General features: G+C 72.7%; 6 protein-coding genes. All 6 read left to right on the top strand.

The genetic code is table 11. From position 1 onward, the window contains the following. Window positions 1-411 (top strand): iron chelate uptake ABC transporter family permease subunit (locus I0Q12_RS32920; RefSeq protein ID WP_231610692.1); only part of this gene is annotated, 411 nt, incomplete at its 5' end. After that, on the top strand, window positions 408-1,331 hold the full coding sequence (locus I0Q12_RS14830; protein ID WP_197252633.1) for an ABC transporter ATP-binding protein: 924 nt from the start codon (window positions 408-410) through the stop codon (window positions 1,329-1,331). The genes I0Q12_RS32920 and I0Q12_RS14830, both read left to right, overlap by 4 nt. Before the next feature lie 43 nt (window positions 1,332-1,374). Then, window positions 1,375-1,785 carry a BlaI/MecI/CopY family transcriptional regulator gene (locus I0Q12_RS14835; RefSeq protein ID WP_197252634.1) on the top strand — a complete coding sequence of 137 codons (411 nt, stop codon included), beginning with the start codon at window positions 1,375-1,377 and terminating at the stop codon, window positions 1,783-1,785. A 13-nt stretch (window positions 1,786-1,798) separates the two neighbouring features. Continuing rightward, a complete protein-coding gene (locus tag I0Q12_RS14840) occupies window positions 1,799-2,752 on the top strand; it encodes a M56 family metallopeptidase (protein WP_197252635.1) in 954 nt (317 codons plus the stop codon). Window positions 2,753-2,837: 85 nt separating this feature from the next. After that, entirely contained in the window at window positions 2,838-4,298 is a 1,461-nt protein-coding gene (gene gndA, locus I0Q12_RS14845; RefSeq protein WP_197252636.1) for an NADP-dependent phosphogluconate dehydrogenase, read from the top strand. A gap of 7 nt (window positions 4,299-4,305) precedes the next feature. Beyond that, window positions 4,306-4,719, top strand: a 414-nt coding sequence (locus I0Q12_RS14850) for a DMT family transporter (RefSeq protein WP_197252637.1), incomplete at its 3' end; no start/stop codon positions are given.

Genomic DNA, 4,719 nt, shown 5'->3' on the forward strand with positions numbered 1-4,719 from the left:
GCCGGCATCGCCCTGGCGGTGATCGGCACCTGGACGCTGATCGCCGGGTTCACCGTCGCTGCCCTGCGCCTCGGCGACGACACCGCCCGCTCCCTCGGCATCCGGCTGCAGACCCAGCAGGGCCTGCTGCTCGCCGCCGCGTGCGGCCTGGCCGGTATCGCCACCGCCGCGGCCGGACCCATCGGCTTCGTCGCCCTGGCCGCCCCCCAGCTCGCGGTGCGTCTCGTGCGCGCCGACGGCCCCCCGATCGTCGCCTCGGCCCTCACCGGGGCGGTGCTCGTCGTCGGCTCCGACATCATCGCCCGCACCGTCCTGCCGGTCGCCCTGCCCGTCGGGCTGGTCACCTCCGCCCTCGGCGGCCCGTTCCTGCTCTACCTCCTCGTGCGCTCCAACCGGAAGGTTTCCGCGTGACCGACACCACGACGTTCGCCCCGACCGACCCCGACGCGGCGGCCACCGCCGAACCGCGTCTCATCGCCGAGCAGCTGTCCCTCGGCTACGGCGACCGGCTCATCGTCGACGATCTCGACCTGATCGTGCCCACCGGCGTCGTCACCACCGTCATCGGTCCCAACGGCTGCGGCAAGTCGACGCTGCTGCGGGCGCTGAGCCGGTTGCTGCGGCCCCGCGCCGGCAGCGTGCTGCTCGACGGCCAGGTCATCACCTCGATGCGCACCCGCGAGGTCGCCCGGGTGCTCGGCACGCTGCCGCAGGCCCCCGTCGCCCCCGAGGGCCTGACCGTCGCCGACCTGGTCTCCCGCGGCCGGCACCCGCACCAGTCCTGGCTGCGGCAGTGGTCCTCCGACGACGAGCAGGAGGTCGGGGTCGCGCTGGAACAGACCGGCATCGCCGACCTCGCCGACCGGCCCGTCGACGAACTGTCCGGCGGGCAGCGGCAACGCGCCTGGATCTCGATGGCGCTGGCGCAGGGCACCGACATCCTGCTGCTGGACGAACCCACCACCTACCTCGACCTCGCGCACTCGGTGGAGGTGCTCGACCTCGTCGACCGGCTGCACAGCGAACTGGGCCGCACCGTGGTGATGGTGCTGCACGATCTGAACCTCGCGGTGCGCTACAGCGATCACCTCGTCGTGATGAAGGCCGGGCGCATCGTCGCCGCCGGCGCCCCCGCCGAGGTGATCTCCGTCGAGTTGCTGCGCGAGGTGTTCGGCCTCGACGCCGCCGTCATCGACGACCCGGTGTCCGGGCGGCCGTTGATCGTGCCGATCGGCGCGCGGCACGTCTACGGCACCGTCGGCGGCGCGGACCGGCCCGGGGTGAAGGGCCGCGACACGCCGGGCGACCAGGACCAAAGACCCTACGACTAGGGGTAGTACGCACAGCGTCGGAGAGAGTCCGTAGAATCGTTGCATGGCAGCACTCGGCGAACTCGAGCGAGCAGTGATGGACCACCTCTGGGCTTCCACCGAACCCCAGACGGTGCGGCAGGTCCACGAGGCCCTGTCCAGTCGACGGTCCCTCGCGTACACCACGGTCATGACCGTCCTGCAACGACTCGCGAAGAAGAATCTGGTCATCCAGCAGCGCGACGACCGGGCCCACCGCTACCTGCCGGTGCACGGCCGGGAAGAACTCGTCGCCGGACTCATGGTCGACGCCCTCGACCAAGCCGACAGCCGCGGCCGCACCGCCGCACTCGTCCACTTCGTCGGCCGCGTCGGCGCCGACGAAGCCGCAGCTCTGCGCGAAGCGCTGGCCGCCCTCGAAGCCAAGGAAGCCGACACGTCCACGACCCCCGAGCACGACGGCCGCACGAGCTGACACACTGGATGCCATGAACGCGACCACCGCGCTGGTCTTCGGCATCCTCGCGCTGTTCCTCGCCGGCCCGGTCCCGGCGCTGCTGAGCAGAGCGACCTGGCCGTACCGCACGCCCCGCGCCGCCCTGGTGCTGTGGCAGGCGGTCGCGCTCGCCGCGGTCCTGTCCGCGTTCAGCTCCGGCCTCGCCATCGCGGCGCTGCTACTCGTCCCCGGCGAGGACGGGCGGCCCACCACCGAACCGCTCCGCGAGATCGACGTGCTCGGGCTGCCGCTGTGGCTCACCTACGTGCTCGTGTTCACCGCGACCGTGCTCATCGGCGCCCGGCTGATGTACTCCACGCTGCGGGTGGCGGTGCGCACCCGCCGCCGCCGCTCCCGGCACCGCACCCTCGTCGACCTGCTCGACCGCCGCGAAAGCGGCGCCGCGATCCGCCAGCTCCCGCACGTGCGCATCCTCGACAGCGCCGACCCCATCGCCTACTGCCTGCCCGGGTTGCGGCACCGGGTGGTGCTCAGCGAAGGCACCCTCGATCACCTCGACGACACCGAACTGCGCGCCGTGCTCAGCCACGAGCACTCCCACCTGCGGGCCCGGCACGACCTCGTCCTCGAGGCCTTCACCGCCGTCTACGAGGCGTTCCCCCGCTGGGTGCGTTCCGGCTCGGCGCTCGGCTCGGTGCAGCTGCTCATCGAGATGCTCGCCGACGACTCGGCCGTCCGCGCCACCGGGCCCGTCCCACTGGCCCGCGCCCTCGTCACCTGCGCCGAATCCCGCACCCCGAACGGCGCGATGGCCGTCGGCGGTCCCTCCACGCTGCTGCGCGTCCAGCGGCTCGCCGGACCGGGCGGCGACACCCGCACCGCCGCCGTCGCCTACATCGCCGCCGCCGCGATCCTCGTGATCCCCACCCTCGCGGTCGCGGTGCCCTGGCTCGTCGAGGTCGAACGCCTGCTGCGTTCCTGGTGACCCCCCGCCGATAGTGACGTAGGTCACATTCGGAAACGCGCGACCCCGATCTCCGCACCGGCAGGTGACAGGGGAAGCTGTATCCATGACCGTCGAAGACTCCGCAACCCCCGCAACGCCCCGCGCCCAGATCGGCGTCACCGGCCTGGCCGTCATGGGATCGAACATCGCCCGCAACTTCGCCCGCAACGGGTACACCGTCGCCCTGCACAACCGCAGCATCGCCAAGACCGACGCGCTGCTCGCCGAGCACGGCGGCGACGGCGACTTCGTGCGCACCGAGACCGTCGAGGAGTTCGTCACCGCGCTGGAGAAGCCCCGACGCGTCCTGATCATGGTCAAGGCCGGCGACGCCACCGACGCGGTCATCGGCGAGCTCGCGGACGCCATGGAACCCGGCGACATCATCATCGACGGCGGCAACGCCCTCTACACCGACACCATCCGCCGCGAAGCCGAACTGCGCGCCCGCGGCCTGCACTTCGTCGGCGCCGGCATCTCCGGCGGCGAGGAAGGAGCCCTCAACGGCCCGTCCATCATGCCCGGCGGCCCCGCCGAATCCTATGCCGCCGTCGGCCCGCTGCTCGAGAAGATCGCCGCCCAGGTCGACGGCACCCCCTGCTGCACCCACATCGGCCCCGACGGCGCCGGACACTTCGTCAAGATGGTCCACAACGGCATCGAATACGCCGACATGCAGCTCATCGGCGAGGCCTACCACCTGCTGCGCGACGCGCTCGGCTACGACGCCGGACAGATCGCCGACGTCTTCGCCGACTGGAACACCGGCACCCTCGAGTCCTACCTCATCGAGATCACCGCCGACGTGCTCCGCCAGACCGACGCCGCCACCGGCAAACCCCTCGTCGACGTCATCGTCGACGCCGCCGAACAGAAGGGCACCGGACGCTGGACCGTCAAGGCCGCCCTCGACCTCGGCGTCCCGGTCACCGGCATCGCCGAGGCCGTCTTCGCCCGCGCCCTGTCCGGCTCCCGCGACCAGCGGGCCGCCGCCCGCGGCCTGGCCGCCGGCACCCTCGGCGCCGCCCCCACCGACGCCGCGCAGTTCACCGAGGACATCCGCGCCGCCCTGTACGCCTCGAAGATCGTCGCCTACGCCCAGGGCTTCGACCAGATCGCCGCCGGCAGCGCCGAATACGGCTGGAACGTCGACCGCGCGGCACTGGCCACCATCTGGCGCGGCGGCTGCATCATCCGCGCCCAGTTCCTCAACCGCATCAAGGAGGCCTACGACGCCGACCCGGCCCTGCCCAGCCTGATCCTGGCCCCCTACTTCCGGGACGCCATCGAGGCGGGCATCGACAGCTGGCGCCGCGTCGTGGTCACCGCCACCCAGCTCGGCATCCCGATCCCGGCGTTCGCCTCGTCCCTGTCCTACTACGACGGCCTGCGCGCCGAACGCCTGCCCGCCGCCCTCACCCAGGGCCAGCGCGACTTCTTCGGTGCCCACACCTACGAGCGCACCGACCGGCCCGGCAAGTTCCACACCCTCTGGAGCGGCGACCGCAGCGAAGTCGACGCCTGACCCGCACATGACCGGCACCGCGGCGGCCTCGGCGGCGTGCGCCCTCGCCGCCGCGGTGCTGTTCGCCGCCGCCAGCGTCGCCCAGCAGCGCTCCGCCGCCGCCGTCCCCGGCGACCGGTCCCTGCTGGGCGGGCTGCTGCGCAGTCCCCGCTGGTGGGCCGGCATCCTCGGCGACGGCGGCGGCTACCTGCTGCAGGTCGCCGCGCTGGCGCTCGGCGCGATCCTGCTCGTCCAACCCCTGCTCGTGACCTCGCTGCTGTTCGCGCTGCCGATGTCCGCGCTCGCCGGCGGCCGCCGCATCGGCCGCAGCACCTGGCTGCTCGCCGCCGCCCTGTGCGTGTCCCTGGCGGTGTTCCTCGTCGTCGGCAACCCCACCGAAGGCGCGCTCGACGCGGCCGCCCGGCACTGGGCGCTGCCGCTC

The organism is Rhodococcus sp. CX (genome assembly GCF_015865005.1).
Taxonomy (GTDB): Bacteria; Actinomycetota; Actinomycetes; order Mycobacteriales; family Mycobacteriaceae; genus Rhodococcus.

What these genes read in the sequence shown, in the direction of transcription:
- I0Q12_RS14835 (WP_197252634.1), top strand. Translation starts at nt 1,375, where the DNA reads ATGGCAGCACTCGGCGAACTCGAGCGAGCAGTGATGGACCACCTCTGG.
- I0Q12_RS14840 (WP_197252635.1), top strand. Translation starts at nt 1,799, where the DNA reads ATGAACGCGACCACCGCGCTGGTCTTCGGCATCCTCGCGCTGTTCCTC.
- gndA (WP_197252636.1), top strand. Translation starts at nt 2,838, where the DNA reads ATGACCGTCGAAGACTCCGCAACCCCCGCAACGCCCCGCGCCCAGATC.